At 63.0% G+C, this 18,574-nt stretch carries 15 protein-coding genes; 8 read left to right on the top strand and 7 right to left on the bottom strand.

Annotation, left to right across the window (positions count from 1 at the left end):
* Positions 1–10: 10 nt before the first annotated feature.
* From JTF07_RS06360 to JTF07_RS06345, 4 genes are all read right to left on the bottom strand, one after another.
* Positions 11–1,723 (bottom strand): FAD/NAD(P)-binding protein, encoded by a 1,713-nt coding sequence (locus JTF07_RS06360; protein ID WP_204233388.1) that lies wholly within the window; start codon positions 1,721–1,723, stop codon positions 11–13.
* A gap of 115 nt (positions 1,724–1,838) precedes the next feature.
* Complete coding sequence (locus JTF07_RS06355; protein WP_204233387.1) at positions 1,839–3,536, bottom strand: ABC transporter permease; 1,698 nt, start codon at positions 3,534–3,536, stop codon at positions 1,839–1,841.
* Positions 3,533–4,516: an ABC transporter ATP-binding protein gene (locus tag JTF07_RS06350; protein ID WP_204233386.1), complete on the bottom strand. Its 984-nt coding sequence runs from the start codon at positions 4,514–4,516 to the stop codon at positions 3,533–3,535. The genes JTF07_RS06355 and JTF07_RS06350 overlap by 4 nt, the downstream gene beginning before the upstream one ends.
* The gene (locus JTF07_RS06345) at positions 4,513–5,253 is read right to left on the bottom strand and encodes a TetR/AcrR family transcriptional regulator (protein ID WP_204233385.1); all 741 of its coding nucleotides are present in this window, start codon (positions 5,251–5,253) and stop codon (positions 4,513–4,515) included. The genes JTF07_RS06350 and JTF07_RS06345 overlap by 4 nt, the downstream gene beginning before the upstream one ends.
* An 88-nt stretch (positions 5,254–5,341) precedes the next feature.
* On the opposite strand from JTF07_RS06345, the gene JTF07_RS06340 reads away from it, so the two are divergent.
* Positions 5,342–5,683: an ArsR/SmtB family transcription factor gene (locus JTF07_RS06340; protein ID WP_204233384.1), complete on the top strand. Its 342-nt coding sequence runs from the start codon at positions 5,342–5,344 to the stop codon at positions 5,681–5,683.
* Between the two features lie 52 nt (positions 5,684–5,735).
* Complete coding sequence (locus tag JTF07_RS06335; protein WP_204233383.1) at positions 5,736–6,224, top strand: SRPBCC family protein; 489 nt, start codon at positions 5,736–5,738, stop codon at positions 6,222–6,224.
* A 152-nt stretch (positions 6,225–6,376) separates the two neighbouring features.
* Here JTF07_RS06335 and JTF07_RS06330 read toward each other — a convergent pair whose 3' ends face one another.
* On the bottom strand, positions 6,377–7,696 hold the full coding sequence (locus JTF07_RS06330) for an MFS transporter (protein ID WP_204233382.1): 1,320 nt from the start codon (positions 7,694–7,696) through the stop codon (positions 6,377–6,379).
* 227 nt (positions 7,697–7,923) lie between these two features.
* On the opposite strand from JTF07_RS06330, the gene fbaA reads away from it, so the two are divergent.
* Positions 7,924–8,946, top strand: a complete 1,023-nt coding sequence (gene fbaA / locus JTF07_RS06325; RefSeq protein ID WP_143920916.1) for a class II fructose-bisphosphate aldolase — start codon at positions 7,924–7,926, stop codon at positions 8,944–8,946.
* Between the two features lie 169 nt (positions 8,947–9,115).
* Here fbaA and JTF07_RS06320 read toward each other — a convergent pair whose 3' ends face one another.
* Positions 9,116–10,654, bottom strand: a complete 1,539-nt coding sequence (locus tag JTF07_RS06320) for an alanine/glycine:cation symporter family protein (protein ID WP_204233381.1) — start codon at positions 10,652–10,654, stop codon at positions 9,116–9,118.
* 348 nt (positions 10,655–11,002) lie between these two features.
* Between JTF07_RS06320 and JTF07_RS06315 the strand changes: the two genes are divergently transcribed.
* From JTF07_RS06315 to JTF07_RS06300, 4 genes are all read left to right on the top strand, one after another.
* Positions 11,003–12,634 (top strand): ABC transporter substrate-binding protein, encoded by a 1,632-nt coding sequence (locus JTF07_RS06315; protein WP_204233380.1) that lies wholly within the window; start codon positions 11,003–11,005, stop codon positions 12,632–12,634.
* Between the two features lie 226 nt (positions 12,635–12,860).
* A complete protein-coding gene (locus tag JTF07_RS06310; RefSeq protein ID WP_143920913.1) occupies positions 12,861–13,952 on the top strand; it encodes an ABC transporter permease in 1,092 nt (363 codons plus the stop codon).
* A complete protein-coding gene (locus JTF07_RS06305) occupies positions 13,952–14,989 on the top strand; it encodes an ABC transporter permease (protein ID WP_252199341.1) in 1,038 nt (345 codons plus the stop codon). Before JTF07_RS06310 ends, JTF07_RS06305 begins: the two co-directional genes overlap by 1 nt.
* The gene (locus JTF07_RS06300) at positions 14,989–16,767 is read left to right on the top strand and encodes a dipeptide ABC transporter ATP-binding protein (RefSeq protein WP_204233379.1); all 1,779 of its coding nucleotides are present in this window, start codon (positions 14,989–14,991) and stop codon (positions 16,765–16,767) included. Before JTF07_RS06305 ends, JTF07_RS06300 begins: the two co-directional genes overlap by 1 nt.
* Positions 16,768–16,881: 114 nt before the next feature.
* Here JTF07_RS06300 and JTF07_RS06295 read toward each other — a convergent pair whose 3' ends face one another.
* Complete coding sequence (locus JTF07_RS06295; RefSeq protein ID WP_204233378.1) at positions 16,882–17,544, bottom strand: TetR/AcrR family transcriptional regulator; 663 nt, start codon at positions 17,542–17,544, stop codon at positions 16,882–16,884.
* A gap of 304 nt (positions 17,545–17,848) precedes the next feature.
* On the opposite strand from JTF07_RS06295, the gene JTF07_RS06290 reads away from it, so the two are divergent.
* Positions 17,849–18,451 carry an NADPH-dependent FMN reductase gene (locus JTF07_RS06290; protein WP_252199338.1) on the top strand — a complete coding sequence of 201 codons (603 nt, stop codon included), beginning with the start codon at positions 17,849–17,851 and terminating at the stop codon, positions 18,449–18,451.
* The last annotated feature ends 123 nt before the right edge of the window (positions 18,452–18,574 follow it).

Genomic DNA, 18,574 nt, shown 5'->3' with positions numbered 1-18,574 from the left:
GAGCACAGGCTCAAGGGGTGAGCAGTTCCTGTCTGATCGAGCGTTTGCTGATGGCTTCGGTGACGAGGCGCTCGGCTACTGCGTCCGCGAGCTGGATGATCCGGACCACGCTTTCGATATGCCAATAGGCGGAGCCACCGCCATGGTGCCCGGCGATCAGCGGTCCGAGGACGAAGATGCCCGGCGCCGCTTGGAACGTCTCGTTCAGGGCAAGTCCGGTTCTCGATGCTGAGGCACGGACGGTTCCCGAGCCGAGCATCTGTCGCAGCAGCGGGGAGCGAGTGTCTGTCACCCGCTCGAAACCGGTCCCATTGACGATCACAGCGTATCCATGGTCCGGGCCGCCCGAAGCCTCGTCGTGTGAGGTGACCGTGTCTGAAGTCGGCGTCGCACCCGGAAGCTGATCCACGGTGGCGAACAGCATGTCTTCGCGAACATGGGCCTCGCGGAATCGTCCGGGTATGCAGGTGATGGTGCCGTCCGCTATGCCGGCGGTAAGGAAATCGAGGGAGTCGCCGCCTGCGCGGCGCAGCAGATCGGAGATGGCGACTCCGTGGTCGGTGGCCATCGAACACAGCTCGAAATCGTCCATATATCGCAGGGAAGAGCCGACTGCAGCGATGAGGGCCGCGATCGTCGAGTTGACGTTGCCGTGGGTCAGCGCCGCTGCGAGTTCAGCGTGCACTGCCTCATGCAGGTCTCGAGCGCGCAGAGGAGCTCCAGCCTCGGCGGTCTCGAACAGTCGGTCAAGGATCGGCGTCGAGGCCTGCTCGCCTTGACGGTCATGGTGCCAATAGTGAGGACGACCCCGCGAGGAGAGGACGAAGAGTCGAGTGCCGGTGTCCTGCCTGAGCCTGTGTGATGCGAGCAGGAACTCAAGAGCATCGGCGTTCCCCCCGATCAGCAGAATCGTCCGCTTCTCGACTGGCAGGGACTCGAGTCGCACAGTGATCTTCTCGATCACGTGCTCGATCTCGGGAGTATGGATGTCGGTGACCAGCCCCATGCCGAGAAGGTCGTCGATGCTCGACTGCCTGGCAGCACTTGTGTTCGGTCCGGCGAGAATCGGGGCACTGGAAACGTCGAGATCTCGTACCGGGGGTGAACCGATGGCCAACAGCACGGAATGCGCGTGGAGCTCGAAATGCACACCACCATCGCTGCCGCGTTCGCGCAGGTGGACCCCGCCACCGCCGTCGCCTATGACCTCATTGACATCGGCATGGACGAAGTCGACCTCGACGAGTCCCCGGGCTGCTTCGACGGCGTGCTCAACCAGCTCCGACAGATACTGACCGTAGAGCCTTCGTGGAAGATAGAGCTCATCCCATCGCCCGTCGCGCACCTCATTCTCATGGCGAAGGATCCAGTCGCGTTCCATGGCCGCCGCCAGAGGCGAGTCGGGGGTTTGACCGTCTCTGGCCCAGTCGAGCATCGCCTCTCGTCTCACCTCCAGCCAGCTGATGAAATCGCGGCGTTCACGGTCGGGAAGGAAGCTCTCCAATGCCGAGATCAGCAGGGAGGATCGCCCGGAACGGTGACCGTAGGGGATGCCGGAGTGGAACTGGTGATCACGATCGATCACGGCGATGCGGATCACGTCATCGACCGATGACTCCCGGTCGGTCAGGCGGGTGAGGATCCGGAGCAGTCCGTGAGTGCCGGATGCTCCTGAACCGAGGACGGCAATGTCCGGGCCATGTGTGGAGGGGTTTCTCGTCATTGGGGATGCTTTCGTCGAAGCGGCACACGATGTTCTCAGGATAGATCGCACCGGGGTCATCTGAAGGTGACGAATTCATCTCACTTGGGCTCGTCTCTGCCCTTCGGTCCGGTCGTCACGCCGTCATGAGGTCCCGTCTCCGGAACCCGAGCACCCCCAACCCGACGAGAACCGCGGTTGCCGCGGTCAGGACCACGACCGCCTCGGCGGCCAGATCCTGGGCAGGGTACTGTCCGATGTGGACGAAGACGGAGGTGTTGAGGACGGCCTCGTCGAGGCGCATCATCTGCCCGAACAGGGCCAGGCCTGCGCTGTAGACGAAGACGAGCCAGACCAGTCCCTGCAGCCTCGGCGCGAAACCGTAGAGCGCGAGGGCCAGCCCGAGCAGGACCCAAATCGAGGGAGTCTGTGCGAGGTGACCGAGGACTGCCGGTCCCAGCAGGGACCAGTCACCGGTCGATGCGGCCGCGCCCAGTCCTTCGCCTGCCCCCGCCAGAACCATGAGCCACAGAGAGCCGAGCAGCGTCACAAGCGTCCATGACAGGACCCACCGGCCACGCCCCACAGCAGTGGCGAGCACCGGTTCCGTGCGGAAACCCGATTCCTCGGACCGCAGACCCGAAGCGGCGATGATCGCATAGGCGGAGACGATCATGGCGAAGTAGAGGGCCATGTAGCCGATGTAGCCGTCGACGATCCCACGCGAACCGCCCATGAGATCGAGGATCTCCTGCGGCATTCCCGCTGCCCCTTCTTTCATGGCTCCGGTGAAGGAGCCGAAGACGACAGCCATGGCGAAGACCCCGATGGACCACCAGAGCAGACTCGACCGCTGCAGGCGCAGCGCCAGTCCGATACTCGTCGACAATCCAGACGACGCGTGAGCACGACCGAGGCGATCGGCGAAGATACCGGCCGACAGATCACGGCGGGACTGCAGGAACAGGCTCACGGGAACGAGGACGACCACGGCTGCCAGAGACAGCAGAAGCGGAGCCCACCGGTCGAGGGTGTATGGAGCCGTCTGCTGTGACCAACCCAAAGGTGAGAGCCAGGACAGCCACTTGAGATCGCCGCCGGCGACTGCCGACATATCTCCGAGTCCGCGGACGACGAAACTCGCGGCCAGCACCGCCCCGGCGATCCCCGAGGCTGCGCGGGCGAATGAGGTCAGCTGCACGGTGACTGCAGAGATCGCGGCGAACACGCACCCTGCTGCGGCGATGCTGATACCGAAGAGGAGCGCGGAGGAGAACGGCTCGGGCTTCGCCTCGGAGAAGAAGAACGTCAGGGACATGAGGGCCCCTGCCAGGAGGTTCATGATGAGGGTGAGTCCGAGTGCTGCCAGGAGCTGCGTGTGGCGGCCGGTGACATTCGCACGGATCAGTTCCGCCCGACCGGTCTGCTCCTCGGCACGAGTATGCCGGGTCATGGTCGTGATCGACATCAGTGCGGCGCCGAGCATGAGGAAGACCCCGTACATGCCCACGATGAAGCGCGGGACCGTGATGTCATCCATCCCATAGCCCGGGCCGGTGATCAGGCCCATGACGGGATTCTTCGCGAATACCACCATCGATGCGAGAGTGTCGCCATCCATGACCACGGCGATCGCGTTCGCGAAATAGGCGGTGAGGGCGGCGAGGCTGAGGATCCAGATGGGCGCTCGCCATCGGTCCCGTCTGATCATGAGTCGCAGCAGAGTCCGCAGTCCTGTCACCTGAGAACCGACACGATCCTCGCTGTGTCGTCCGTGCTGGGTGCGGCGGGACGACTCGCCTGTGTGGCCGGTGGCGCTCGTGAGCAGAGTCATGGTTCCTCCCTTGCGAGGATTCCGTCAGCGGGTTCGCTGCTCTCGGTGGCATCGCCGTAGTGGCGCAGGAGCAGCTGTTCGAGGGTCGGGGGAGTGGCGGTCAGCGACCTGATGTCGTGCTCGCCGAGGGCGCGCATGATGGCAGGGAGCTCGGCGGTGTCGGCGCTGAAGTGCAGCTGCTGACCCTCCCGGACCAGATCGTGGACTCCGCGCATGGTGACCAGCTGCGGAATGTCCGTCTCCACCTGCACGGTGACAGTCGTCCGCGACAGGTGGCGCAGATCTGCCAGGGCACCGGATTCGACGATCCGTCCTGACCTGATGATCGATACCCGATCGGCCAGCGCCTCCACCTGAGCCAGAATGTGGCTCGACAGCAGAACCGTGCGCCCCTCCTCCTTAGCCTCTCTGATGCACTGTTGGAATACGGCCTCCATGAGTGGGTCGAGGCCGGCCGTCGGTTCATCGAGGAGCAGCACGTCGACGTGGGAGGCCAGCGCGGAGATCAGTGCGACCTTCTGCCTGTTTCCCTTCGAGTACGTCCGGCCCTTCTTGCGCGGGTCGAGGTCGAAGCGCTCGATGAGCTCATCCCGTCTGCGTGTGTCGACCCCGCCGCGCAGCCGTGCGAACAGGTCGATCGCCTCACCGCCGGTCAGGCTCGGCCAGAGTTCGACGTCACCGGGGACATAGGCGAGCCTGCGGTGCAGCGACACCGCTTTCGCCCAGGGATCCTCCCCGAGGAGCCTGATGCGTCCCGAATCATGTTTGAGGATTCCGAGCAGAATTCGGATGGTCGTGGACTTTCCGGCACCGTTCGGGCCCAGGAAGCCATGGACCTCGCCGCGGGCGACGTCGAGCGACAGCCCGTCGAGCGCGCGTACGCGACCGTATCTCTTGACGACGTCCTGTATGGAGATGGCCGCGGTGTCGTGGCCGGCGGTCGCCGAGGTGGGCGTCGGGGTGCTCGTCTTCGTGGTCATGATTGATCGCCTCCCAATGAGTCGGTGGGTTCGGAATCTGTGTCTGCACGATCAGGTCGGGCAGCGTAGGAAACGGGTCCGGTGTCTGCACCGTCGGGGACGGCCTCGAGGACGCCGTTGAGGTAGAGGTCGAGCAGGTGAGGTGCGAGGCGAGTCATCGTCTCCGCTAGGCCGTTCGTGCCCAGAGATTCCTGCAGCCGGTGTTCGAGCATCGTCGGGGCCAGCGCCAGGGTCGCGATTGTTGCCGCCTGCCCTCGAGGGTCTTCGCTCTGCCGGAACTCGTATCCGGCGAAGCCATGGGCGATGTAGTCCTCGACAAGGTTGAGGTAGTGCTCGAAATAGCGTTGGCCGTGTTCGCTGGGATCAAGCAGTGACTTCATGAGGTAGTTGATGTTCATGGCCATGCTCGGGTCGTCGAACATCATCTGCATGGCTCGGCTGGCATATTCGGCATTCGCAGCTTTTGCCGTGGCGATGGCGTCGAAGACGTGGTCGTCGCAGGCGGTGCGCAGACCTTCCTTCGAACCGAAATGATGGATGACGAGCCCCGGGGAGACTTCTGCCGCCGAGGCGATGCCGCGGATCGTCGTCTTCGTGAATCCGTGCTCGGCGAACTCTTTGACGGCGGCGCCGAGGATCCGCTCTGCCGTCTCCGGAGAGACATGAGGAGCGCGATTGGGCCTTGCCGCTGTCGTTTCGGAATTCTTCGAGTCCGAATCATCATAGTTTGAACGCATGTTTAATATTAAACACGTGTTCAACCAGCGAGTCAATAGCTGGCGAATAGTTCTTGACGTACAACCAGATGGTTGTATTATTGATGTCATGGAGGCACTTCTGGACGATCAGGTGGATGCGATGTTCCAGGCATTGGCCGATCGGACGCGCCGGGACATCGTGCGGCGAGTCATGGATGAGGAGCTTTCAGTGTCCGAGCTCGCCGATTCCTATGAGATGAGTTTCGCGGGGGTGCAGAAGCACGTTGCTGCGCTCGAGCGCGCGGGACTCGTGTCGAAGCGGCGAGTCGGCAGGGCGCAGATCGCTCGAGTCGAGATGAGCGCGATCCGCACCGTGGCGTCGCTGCTGAACGAGCTCGAGGACATGTGGCGTGCGAGAGTTGCGCGCATCGATGACCTGCTTGCCGACGACGAGGCTGCCGGTCGATGAAGTGACCCGGTCCCGTCAACTGGGCGGGAGAAGAGACATTCGAGGAGAGGCCATGCCAGTTCTAGACACCACCCATGATGAAGAAACGCTGACCCTGACGATGGTCGCTGAATTCGCGGCGACGCCGGAGCGAGTCTGGGAGGTCTACGCCGACCCGCGCCAGTTGGAGCGAGTCTGGGGGCCACCCACCTATCCGGCCACGGTCGTCGACCACTCGCTGACCCCTGGAGGTAGGGTCACCTACTACATGACCAGCCCTGAGGGTGAGAAGTTCTGCGGTCTCTGGGAGGTCTCCTCGGTGGATGAGCCCGCACGCTTCGTCTTTCGCGACTACTTCGCAGACGAAGACTTCAATGCCGTCGAATCGATGCCGGGCAGCACCAACACCTACACCTTCGAAGCGATCGAGGGTGGAACTCGCGTCACCTACGAATCGGCATTCGACACCCTTGAGGGTCTGACGACCGTACTCGACATGGGCGTCGTCGAAGGCTCGACCGGAGCGATCAACCAGATCGACGAACTGCTGGCCAAAGGCTGAAGCAGGCGACTGAAGCAGGCCGGTGCAGGGTGCGTCAACGGTTGGTATGTTCTCTTCGATCATCGTGCTCAGATCGAGGAGAACTGACCAACCGTTGGCCTTTCGAAGGAGTGCTCCGGCGCTTCACACCCGGAGGCTTCACACCCGGCGCTTCACCCTCCGTCCTGTGCCTGCATCGAGCGGCGCGGGGCATCGGGCCTGACCGGGATGATGAGGAGCAGTCCGATGAAGAGTACGAGGAGGATGCCCAGAGTCCCGGCCCGCTGGAATCCGAAGATGGAGATCGAGACCGCGAACATGGCCGGGCCGAGGAAGCTCACGGCGCGACCGGTCGTGGCGTAGAGCCCGAAGTTCTCTCCGGCCCGTTCGGGCGGGGTGATCCTGGCCAGGAAGGATCTGCTCGAGGCCTGCACAGGTCCGACGCAGAAGCTGAGGACGAGCGCGCAGACCCAGAACACGGCTGCGGTATCGCTGAAGAGGATCGGCAAACCGCCGATGAGGATGATGATGAGCCCGGTGATGATGACGGACTTCGGTCCGAGGCGGTCATCGAAGTAGCCGGCGATCATGGCACCCGTGCCGGCTGCGACGTTGGCGGCCACGCCCAGAACGATGATCTCCGCGGGGGAGAAGCCGTAGCTGCCCGCTGCGAGGACACCGGCGAACGCGAAGATCGCGGCCAGCCCGTCGCGGAACACCGCCGAGGCGATGAAGAACCGCAGCGTCTGGTGCTCTTCCTTCCACATCCGAACGAGGCGGCGGACCAGCGCGCCGTAGTCGGCGATGAACGCCTTGATCGGGTGTCCCGACGATGGGTTCGCGACCTTGGCGCTCGGCGCGGCGAGCAGCACCGGCAGGGCGAAGATCGCGAACCAGACCGCAGAGAGGGCTGCGACGACTCGGAATCTCATGCCGCCCTCATCGCCGGCACCGAAGAGCCCCACTTCGGGTTGGATCACGAGGACGAGAAGGATGACGAGGAGCACGAGGCCGCCAGCGTAGCCCATGCCCCAGCCGAAACCGGAGACCTTCCCGACATTGTCAGGCTGGGTGATGCGGACCATGATGCCGTTGTAGGAGACCTCGGCGAATTCAAAGAACACGCTGCCCATGGCGATGAGGAGCAGACCCAGCCATAGATAATCGGGGGAGTCACGGACGAAGAAGAGGCCGAACATCGTGAGGATGACGATTCCGGTGTGGACTCCCAGCCACAGCTTGTGCCGCCCGCCGGAGTCGGCGCGGGTCCCGGCCGCCGGCGCGACGAGAGCGATGATGAGTCCAGCAGCAGCCGTCGACCAGCCCAGGGCCGAAGACCCGGCCTCCTCGGTCGCCGCCACGCTCTTCGTCAGATAGGGAGCGAAGACGAAGGTGATGATGACGGCGTTGAAGGAAGCCGATCCCCAGTCCCAGAGGGCCCAGCTGAGTATCTTCGAACGGGACCCCACCGGTGATCTCGGATTCGTCTGCATGACGCCACTGTACTGAATCGGCAGGTGTCCGAGGTGAACGGAGGGCCACCTCGGCGAGCACAGGAGCTCAGCCGTGGGAGCGGGAGAGATCTCGCTGGTGAGAACGGAAGGAATCCGGCCAGTGAGAATTTGGTGTGCACGGCGGGGAGTGCTTCTGTCGCCCGCCGGAGACCGAGTAGTCTGGGGGCAACCGAAAGCGCATCGAATCCACCGATTAAGGAGCCCCTATGCCCATTGCAAGCCCCGAAGTGTATTCCGAGATGATCAACCGGGCGAAGTCCGAGGGCTTCGCCTATCCCGCGATCAACTGCACCTCCTCGCAGACGATCAACGCGGCCATCCGCGGCTTTGCTGAGGCCGGATCCGACGGCATCGTCCAGATCTCGACCGGCGGTGCCGAGTACATCTCCGGCCCGACGATCAAAGACCGCGTCCGCGGTGCCATTGCGTTCTCCGTCTTCGCCGCCGAGGTGGCCAAGAGCTACGACGTCAACATCGCACTGCACACCGACCACGCCCCGAAGAAGGAGGTCGAAGAATGGGTCAAGCCGCTTCTGGCTCTGTCGACCGAACGCGTGAAGAACGGCGGCGAGCCCTACTTCCAGTCGCACATGTGGGACGGTTCGGCCGTGCCCCTCGATGAGAACCTGGTCCTCGCCGAGGAGCTGCTCGAGCTCTCGGCAGCAGCTCACTCGATCCTCGAGATCGAGGTCGGCGTCGTCGGCGGCGAAGAGGACGGCGTTGAGAACGAGATCAACGAGAAGCTCTACACCTCGGTCGCCGATGGTCTGGCCACTGTCAAGGCCCTGGGATCCGGCGAGAAGGGCCGCTACCTCACGGCGCTGACCTTCGGAAACGTCCACGGCGTCTACAAGCCGGGCAATGTGAAGCTGCGTCCCGAGCTGCTCGGTGAGATCCAGACCGACGTCGGCGCGCAGGTCGGCAAGGACAAGCCCTTCGACCTCGTCTTCCACGGCGGCTCGGGTTCGAGCGCAGAGGAGATCGCCGAGGCAGTGCGTCACGGTGTCGTGAAGATGAACATCGACACGGACACCCAGTACGCTTTCACCCGCCCAGTCGTCGAGCACATGTTCCGCAACTACGACGGAGTGCTCAAGATCGACGGTGAGGTCGGAAACAAGAAGATCTACGACCCGCGCGCCTACGGTAAGGCAGCAGAGGCCGGCATGGCCGATCGCATCGTCGAAGCCTGTCAGAACCTCGGCTCCGCCGGCACCAGCCTGAAGTAAGCGGTACACGCCGAAGCTGCGGAGCAGCACAGCAGCTTGTAGAGACACAGCAATAGCAGTACGACGCGAGGTCCGGGACACCATTGTCCCGGACCTCGCGAGCATTTATCACTGTGTATTCATCTGTGAGTGTCGGTGCCGACCTGCGATCGGCACCGACGGCGTGTGATCAGCCCTCCGAGACTGCTTCTCCCGACTTCACCTTGGCCATGCGCTTGTCCCAGAAATCGGCATTCCGGATGTTGAGCGCCTTGGGATCGAAGACCGGGTCCAGGCCCTGTTTCGTCTGGCGTTCGAAGTCCCGGAGGAGCTTGAACGCAGGACCCTGCAGGATGAGGATCGCGATGATATTGAGCCAGGCCATGAGCCCCACACCGATATCGCCGAGTGCCCAGGCACTGCCGGAGGTCGACATCGCACCGACGGCGACCGCGATGAGGATGAGCACCTGCAGCGCACGCGTACCGATGGTCAGCGCCAGGGGGTTCTTGATCCGACCCAGCAGGTAGACCAGGTTGGTCTCGGCCATGTAGTAGTAGGCGACGATGGTCGTCAGGGCGAAGAGGAAGATCGAGATCGCGATGAAGCCGGCACCGAAGCCGGAGATCATCGTGTCGAGACCGGCCTGCGGCCACTTCTCGCCCGGCGTCGCGGCGATCTCTTCGACCATCTGGCCGCGCCCCGTGCCGATGATTGTCGTGCCGTTTTCGCCGAAGACCTTGTACATGCCGGTGGAGAGGATCATGAACGCAGTTGCGGAGCACACGAACAGGGTGTCGATGTAGACCGACCCAGCCTGGACGAGGCCCTGTTTCGACGGGTGCGAGACCTCGGCGGCTGCAGCCGCGTGAGGTCCGGTGCCCTGACCAGCTTCGTTCGAGTAGATTCCGCGCTGGACGCCCCACTGGACGGCCATGCCGATGATTCCGCCGAAGGCGGCCTCTGGTCCGGCGTCGATGCCGAAGGCCGAGGTGAAGACGAGCTGGAAGATCGGGATGATCTGGTCGGCGTTGATCAGTGTCACGGCGATCGCGGCAATGATGTAGATGACGGCCATGAAGGGCACAGCCAACGAAGCGAAGTGCGCGATGCGCTTGACCCCGCCGATGACGATGAAGCCCATGATGACGGCGAGGACGATCGCAGTCACCCAGGTCGGAGTTCCCCACGCGTTCTCAACGGCTCCGGAGATGGCGTTGGACTGGATGCCCGGGAGCATGAAGCTCATGGCCAAGACCGTGACTGCCGCGAAGACCATGCCGTAGACCTTGAACAGGCCCTTGGCCTTGGTGTGCCGGTAGGCCTTCTCGATGTAGTAAGCCGGACCGCCTCGGTATTCACTGGTCTTGGGGTCCTGCTCCTTGAACACCTGGCCAAGCGTTGATTCGACATAGGAGGTCGAGGCGCCGAGCAGCGCGGAGATCCACATCCACACGACAGCACCGGGGCCACCGAAGCCGATGGCGGTGGCGACACCTGCGATGTTGCCGACGCCTACTCGACCGGCCAGCGACATCGCCAGAGCCTGGAACGAGGAGACGCCCTCATCGGAGCTCTTGCCGCGGAACATCTGGGTGAAGATCGCTTTGATCTGTCGGATCTGGACGGCGCGGGAACGGATCGTGAAGTAGACACCTGCACCGAGGCACAGGTAGACGAGGGCAGACGACCAGATGATGCCGTTGAGCCATTCGAGGACTGCGGACATGCTTCTCCAATCAGGAGGCAGAAGACGGGATTGATCATTGGGCGGGATCCGGCAGTGAGCTGGATCAGGCATTTATATGGGCGATCACGGAAAGGGGCATGAGCTTTCTCTGTGATCGACTTCATAAGTCAAACGGATTGTGACCCGTGACGCAAATCCGGTGGTCACGGCCCGGAAAATCAACCCGGACGCCGATTTCGGTGACGCCATCGGCACATTTCAATGTGGTGACAGAGTGGGCGGAATCATACTGTGAAGTTCACTATTTGGGACGCGAACCGTAAGATGTGGTGCGGATCTCTCCGAGCAAAGACGACACGGAGAGCACTTTGGATGACAAGGAACACAATGAAACGTCGAACTGGTGCAAAGGCAGTGGCCATCGCCGCTGCCGGCGCTTTGCTACTCTCGGCATGCTCGACCTCGACAACTGGTGGAGACGGCGAAGAGGGCGGTGGTTCCCTCACAGTGGGCACCACGGACAAGGTTGTCGCTCTCGACCCGGCCGGTGCCTACGACAACGGAAGCTCGCTCGTCGAACAGCAGGTCTACCCGTTCATCTTGGCCTACAAGCCGGGCACGGCAGAGCTCAATCCCTCCATCGCTGAATCAGCTGATTTCAGTGAACCGACGAAGTACGAGGTCAAACTCAAAGAGGGGCTGAAGTACGCCAACGGAAACGAACTCACCTCCTCGGACGTGAAGTTCTCGTTCGAGCGACAGCTGAAGATTCAGGATCCGAACGGGCCTTCGTCCCTCCTCGGCGGTCTGAAGTCGGTCGAAACCCCGGACGAGCAGACCGTCGTCTTCAACCTCAAGCGCAAGAACGACCAGACCTGGCCGGGAGTCCTCGCCAGCGCCGCAGGACCCATTGTCGATGAGGACGTGTTCGAGCCGGACAAGATCACCGAGAACCAGGCCATCGTCGATGGCAAGGCCTTCGCTGGTCCCTACACGATCGACGGCTTCAAGTTCAATGAGCTGCTGACCTACAAGGCCAATCCCGACTATGAAGGCTTCATCGAGCCGGCGAAGACCGAGACCGTGCAGATGAAGTACTTCTCGGACGCGAACAACATGAAGCTCGAGGTCCAAGAAGGCAAGATCGACGTGGCCTGGCGATCGCTGTCGGCCACCGACATCGAAGACCTCGGCACCAAGGAAGACCTCAAGGTCCACAAGGGCCCCGGCGGCGAGATCCGCTACATCGTGTTCAACATGGACACGATGCCCTTCGGTGCGAAGACCGATGAGGCCGATGAGAAGAAGTCACTGGCAGTACGCCAGGCCATGGCCGATTCCGTCGACCGTCAGGCCATCGCCTCGCAGGTCTACAAGGACACCTTCACCCCGCTGTACTCCCACGTCCCCGACGGACTGCCGGGAGCCGACGAGCCGCTGAAGTCGGAATACGGAGATGGAAAGGGAGGTGCCGACGTCGACAAGGCCAAGAAGGCCCTCAAGGATGCCGGCGTCAAGACCCCGGTCAAGCTCAACCTCCAGTACAACCCCGACCACTACGGTCCCTCATCGGGCGACGAATACGCCTTGGTCAAGGACCAGCTGGACAAGACGGGGCTGTTCAAGGTCAACCTCCAGTCGACCGAATGGGTGCAGTACAACAAGGACCGCACTGCCGACTCCTACCCGATGTACCAGCTGGGTTGGTTCCCGGACTACTCGGACGCGGACAACTATCTCGTGCCGTTCTTCTACGACACAGAGGAGACTCCGAGCTTCCTGGACAACAACTACAGGAACAAGTCGATGAACAAGGCGCTGAACGCTCAGTCGTCCATCGACGACAAGGGCAAGCGCGCGGAAGCGCTGAAGAAGATCCAAGGTCAGCTCGCTGACGAACTGCCGACTCTGCCGCTCCTTCAGGGCAACCAGATCGCCGTGTCCGGCAAGGACGTCAAGGGCGTCGATGACACCCTCGACCCTGCATTCCAGTTCCGTTTGGCACTGCTGAGCAAGTGAGAGCGCGAACCACACGCGTCGCCATCGGCGTGAGAGTGCGCACGGCGATGCTCCGACGATCAGCGAACTGATCGTCGATACGAGGTGCAGGTGAGCCGTCTGGCCCACCTGCACCTCGTGGTGCGTTCGCACCGGCATCAGGCCGTGTCCGCACCTTGTGGCACCGAACGAGAACCACGTCGGCACGCGAGATCTTCGAGCGTCGACGCCAGCAATGAAGGAACACATGACTGCAGCCATCAGCGAACCAGGGGCAGAAGCCGCCGAGACCTCGGTCGCGGTGAAGAAGCCTTCGGGAGGCGGACTGGGACGCTACGTCCTCATCCGATTCCTCCTCATCATTCCCACCATCTTCATCCTCACCACACTCGTCTTCTTCCTGATGAGGATCACCGGCGACCCGATCTCCGCGTCAATGGGCGGGCGCCTGACGACGGACCAGCTGGCCGAGCGCATCCACGCCGCCGGCTATGACCGGCCGATCCTCGTCCAGTACCTGGAGTACATGGGCAATCTGCTCAAGGGCGACTTCGGCACCGCGATCTCCGACGGACAGCCGGTGTCGTCGATCCTCCTCAACTACGGAACCGCGACCGTCGAGCTCGTCTTCTATGCCCTCATCGTCGCGTTCATCATCGGCATCCCCCTCGGAATGCTCGCCGCCTACCACCGCGACAAGGCGCCCGATGCCGCGCTTCGCATCCTTGCGATCCTCGGCTACGCCACTCCGGTGTTCTTCGCCGGCATGATCCTCAAGCTGGTCTTCGGCGTCTTTCTGCCGATCCTGCCCGTCGCCGGTCGCGGCACCACCGAGACCGAGTACATCATGTCGGGCGTGGTCGGTCCCACCCGGTTCTACATCATCGACGCGATCCGCATCGGAAACGTCGAGGTCCTCGGAGATGTGCTCGCCCACGCGGTGCTGCCTGCCATCGCCCTCGGAGTGCTCACGGCAGGAGTCTTCCTCCGGCTGGTGCGCACGAACCTCATCGGCACGCTGGGTCAGCAGTACATCGACTCGGGCCGCTCCCGCGGCATCTCCGAATTCCGGCTGGTCACCAAGCACGCCTACCGTCCGGCGCTGATCCCGATCATCACCGTCATGGGCATGCAGATCGCCCTGATGCTCGCCGGTGCCGTGCTCACGGAGACGACGTTCGAATGGAAGGGACTGGGCTTCAAGCTCGCCGAATACCTCACCGCCCGTGACTTCGTGGCCGTCCAGGGAATCGTGGTCTTCCTCGCCATCATCGTGGCGCTGACCAACTTCCTCGTCGACGTCATCGCCGCCTTCATCGACCCCCGAGTGAGGTACTGATGTCCACTTCAGACAACACATCACAGGCTCCAGGCAGTAATGAGAACCTCGCCGAGGTGGCCCCCGGTTCCGGTGTCCCTGCTATCGCGTATGACGACAAGGCCAAGAAATCCTGGTTCAACCGCCTGCCGATCGTCTCCCATCTGCGCCAATCGGTCGGTCTGCAGCGAGGAATGCTCATCACGGGACTCATCCTGTGCGGCATCGTCCTCATCTGCGCAGTGTTCGCCCCGCTCATCGCCCCATACGGGTTCAATCAGCTTGGCACCGCCGAAGGCAACTTCGGATCGAAGCTGCCACCTGGCGGAACCCACATCTGGGGCACCACAGTAGGTGGCTACGACGTGTTCTCCCGCGTCGTCTGGGGAGCCCAGACCGCGGTGGCTGTGATCATCGTCGCTGTGATCATGTCGCTCTTCGCCGGTGTCATCCTCGGGCTCGTCTCGGGCTACCTCGGTGGTTGGCTCGACCGAATCCTCGTCGTCATCGCCGATGCGGTCTACGCCTTCCCGACCCTGCTGTTGGCCCTGGTCATGTCGATTGCGATCTCCGGAGGCCAGTCGAGTGCGTGGGGCGGCATCGCCGCGGCCGCGTTCTCGATCACCGTGGTCTTCATCCCGCAGTACTTCCGCGTCGTCCGCGCCGAGACTCTGCGACTCAAAGCAGAACCCTTCGTGGAGTCTGCGATCGTCCTCGGCGCTTCGAAGACCAGGATCATCTCGAAGCACATCTTCCGCAATGCCACACGCACCCTGCCGCTGATCTTCACCCTCAACTCCTCCGAGGCGATTCTGACCTTGGCCGGACTAGGGTTCCTGGGCTTCGGAATCGAACCCACCTCGGCGTCGGAATGGGGCTATGACCTCAACAAGGCACTGCCCGACGTCACCAGCGGTGTGTGGTGGACGTCGGTCTACCCGGGTCTGGCCATCGTGCTCACGGTCCTGGGCATCACGCTGGTCGGTGAGTCGATGAACGACCTCAACGATCCGCGTCTGCGGGTGCGCCGCAAAGCGAAGACGAAGGATGCCAAGTGATGAGTGAAAACGTGAACGAAACGACCACAGCCAAATCCATCCTCGACGTCGAGAGTCTCAATGTCACCTTCTCCACCGACGGTGGAGATGTGCACGCAGTCAAGGACGTGTCGCTGTCAGTGACTCCAGGCGAAGTGCTCGCGATCGTGGGCGAATCCGGCTCGGGCAAGACCGTGACCGCACGCTCCATCCTCGGGCTCCTGCCCGAGACCGCCCAGCGATCGGGTGCAGTCATCGTCTCCGGCAAGGACGTCCTCAGCGTCTCCGGGGAACAGCTGCGCAAGATGCGCGGAACAGATGTGTCGATGGTGTTCCAGGAGCCATCGACGGCACTCAACCCCGTCTACACGGTGGGATGGCAGATCGCCGAAGGCCTGCGCGCCCACCACCGGCGTGCGAGCAAGGCCGAACTCAAGGCCAAGGTCATCACAGCCATGGAGCAGGTCGGGATCCCCGATGCGCAGAGCCGCTTCGATTACTACCCGCACCAGTTCTCCGGTGGACAGAAGCAGCGCATCGTCATCGCCATGGCGCTCGCCCTCGGTGCCGAGCTCATCGTCGCCGACGAGCCGACGACTGCTCTCGACGTCACCGTCCAGGCAGAGATCCTCGACCTGCTGCGTGACCTGCGCGATGAGACGGGAACCGCGATCGTGCTCATCACCCACAACATGGGCGTTGTCGCCGATCTCGCCGACCGCGTGGCCGTGATGTATCGCGGAGACCTCGTCGAGGTCTCGTCGGTCAAGCAGCTCTTCAGCGACCCGAAGGAGCAGTACACGCGCGACCTCCTCGGTGCCGTTCCCCGCTTGGGATCAACGGTCGTCGGCAGCCGCAAGGCCGCTGCCGCCTCGGCGAAGGCGGATCGCGCCGGTGAATCCGCCCGCGAATCCGCCCGCGAATCCACTGGCGCTGATGCGGACCCCGGCAAGCCTCGGGACGAACGCGATTCCATCGTCGTTGCTCGCAACCTCGACATCGTCTATCCGGGAGGATTCGGACGGTCGGACTTCCAGGCGGTGTCCTCGGTCAGCTTCGACATCAAGGCCGGCGAGGTCTACGGACTGGTCGGCGAATCGGGATCGGGCAAGACCACGATCGGGCGTGCCATCGCAGGTCTGACCAGGGCCAGTGGAGGCAGCCTCCAGGTGCTCGGGCATGAGATGGTCGGATTCAAGGAACGCGCCTTCTCTCCGATCAGGCGCCGCATCGGGTTCGTGTTCCAGGACCCGGCGGCCTCGTTCAACCCGCACCTGACGATCGGTGAGTGTGTGGCGGAGCCGTTCGCCATCCACCAGCGGGACATGTCGCCGAGGGATCGTGAGAAGCGCGTGCTCGAACTGCTCGACTCGGTGCAGCTGCCGAAGGCCTACGGTGCCAGGTACCCGCACGAACTCTCGGGCGGCCAGCGCCAGAGGGCCTCCCTTGCCCGTGGTCTCGCACTCGATCCGGAACTGCTCGTCGCCGATGAGCCGACCTCTGCCCTGGACGTGTCGGTGCAGGCCAAGGTGCTCGAGCTGTTCGTCGAGCTGCAGAACAGGTTCGACTTCGCCGCCTTGTTCATCAGCCACGATCTGGCTGTCGTCGACATGCTCTCCGACCGCATCGGTGTGCTGTTCCACGGTGAGCTGCTGGAAGAGGGCACGGGTGAACAGGTGCTCGGGTCACCGAGCAACGACTACACGAAGCGACTCATCGCCTCTCTGCCGGTGCCCGACCCGGACGAGCAGGCCAAGCGCCGCGGACTCGCCCGCAGCCTGCGCACCACGGCCGGCTGAGCGGCGGTCCAAACTAGCGACAAAAAATACCCGAAGGGACTAAACACGCGCGGCGCCGTGCGTGTTTAGTCCCTTCGGGCGAATATAGCGGGGTCGGGTCTGGCCGTCGCGGGGTCAGGCCTGGTCGGCGGAGATGAAGTCGAGCATGCCTGCCTGGCTGATCGGCAGCGCCATGAGCCGGTCAAGCTCCTCTGCGCTGGGGTCGATGCCGAGGATGCGCAGGGAGTACTGAGTGAAATCGCGCTCGATGACATCGGGAGTCAGGTCGCCGGTGGGTCGGTACCAGAGTGAGAGTGAATTGCAGATCGAGTGGATCGCGCGCGTGACAAGCTGCGCACTGTCGACGTGGAACGTCCCGGCGTCTATACCGGCTTGGACGATGTCGCCCATGATGACTCGTGCCTCACGCTGGAGTTCTTTGACGCGAGCGGCGTTGTCACCGGTCAGCCGTTCGGTGTCGCGCAGCAGCACGGTGGACACCGAGACATTCTCCATCCGGTACCGAGCCAGGTAGCGTACGGCCACGGTCAGCTGCTCGGTCGGATCATCGCCCACCTCGGCGATGGCGGCTCGGCTGTGCTCGCTGTACCAGGTGTACGCCGTGTGCACGAGCTCGTAGAGAGCTTCCTGCTTGGACGGGAAGTAATAGTAGAGTGCGGACAGACTCAGTCCTGCGGCCTGTGCGATATCGCGGATGGAGGCACCGTCGAATCCCTTTGCGGCGAAGGTGTCCCGAGCCGAGCGGAGGATGTTGTTGCGGCCGTTGGTTGATCTCACGGTGCTGATGCTCCTTGACGGTCGGATATCGAACAATCTTTCACTTGCCAACCGAGGATACATGACGTTGGGGTGACATTGGCCGTTTCCGGCCAGGATTCGCGGATCTCGCGCCGCCGAGGTGTGCGCTGGCTGTGGTCGGCACGTGCGGGTGCCGCCCCATACAGGCAACCTGAAGTGACGCCAATCACCGTGGCGAATGGGAATGATTGACGGTTCAATCATGTTGGGCAGATGTGGATGGCACGGACGAAGACTGCCGGTGCCGATCACCTGAAACCAGCACTACCTGACATCGCACCCTATGAATGAACTGAGGACGGACATGCTCAACATCGCCATCATTCCCGGAACTTCGCGCCCGCAGGCACTCAATCCGCAGGTCGTCGCCTGGGCCAAGGACCAGTTGGCCGGTCGCGAGGACGTGCGCGCCGAGATCGTCGACTTCGGTGATTTCAATCTGCCGCTGCTCGACGAAGTCATCCCAGCCGGCGCGAACATGTACCAGAACGACCACACCAAGGCGTGGGGTGCCAAGCTCGCCGAATTCGATGCCTTCATCTTCGTCACCCCTGAGTACAACCACTCGATCTCCGGATCGCTGAAGAACGCCCTGGACTTCGTGGCCAGCGAGTTCAACCACAAGGTCGCCGGCATCGTGAACTACGGCGCCGACAAGGGTGTGCGTGCCGCCGAGCACTTGCGCCATATCCTCGCCAACTACAAGCTCGCTGTCGTCCGTGACCAGGCCTCCTTCAGCCTCTTCACCGACTTCGCCGATGGCGTCTTCACTCCGACCGAGGTCTCTGCGACTCCGTTCGCTTCGATGGCCGATGACCTTGTGTCCTGGGGCGAGGCCCTGAAGTCCGTGCGCGAGGATTCCGCCTCCGAAGAGCAGGCAGCCTGACCGTCATCAGCGCACCCTGCAGATGAGGAATCCCCTCCCCGGCAGCTGACACGTCCGAAGCCCGCCGCACCGAATGGTCGGCGGGCTTCGTCGTGTCCGGACCCGACGTGCTTGCGTTAAAGT

This window comes from Brevibacterium sp. RIT 803, from assembly GCF_016892625.1.
Classification (GTDB): domain Bacteria; phylum Actinomycetota; class Actinomycetes; order Actinomycetales; family Brevibacteriaceae; genus Brevibacterium.
Note: the sequence above shows the minus strand (reverse complement) of the source record. Positions and strands in the feature narration are given on the sequence as shown.